This is a genomic window from Campylobacter sp. S4:11 (assembly GCF_024723695.1).
GTDB lineage: Bacteria > Campylobacterota > Campylobacteria > Campylobacterales > Campylobacteraceae > Campylobacter_D > Campylobacter_D jejuni_C.
On record NZ_JANQDC010000098.1, the window covers coordinates 1 to 428 of the forward strand.

At 32.0% G+C, this 428-nt stretch carries 1 protein-coding gene; it reads left to right on the top strand.

The window, feature by feature from the left end:
* Positions 1-428: DUF2920 family protein (locus CAMP5053_RS08380; RefSeq protein WP_337217657.1), on the top strand; the 428-nt coding region annotated here is incomplete at both ends.

The following is a 428-nucleotide window of genomic DNA, read 5'->3' on the forward strand; positions in this document are numbered from 1 at the left end:
TTATTATTTGTGAAGATGATCTTAGATTTCTTAAAAGAACATTAGAATATCTTGGGTTAAGTACTTTTGGTTTGAGTGTAGAAACTGCTAATGAATTTGTTGATAAATTAGATAAACATATACAGATGTTAAAAGATATGGGTAAAAGGGAGCAAGAATATAAAGCTAAAATAGCTTCTACATTTATCCCGCCAAATAATGAGTATAATAATTTTGCCATTATGCCTGCAATCGATCATATCAATGCCTTAAAAGATATAATGAAAAACTATCCTCAGTTTAAATCTTTACCTAAAATCTATGGGGGGGGGTCATACGGTGGCTTAGTAGCATTAATGTGTGCTAAAATAGCTCCTTGGTATGTAGATGGAGTGATAGATAATTCAGGTGCTGCATTACCTCCATTGAATTATATTTTAGGTAGGGAG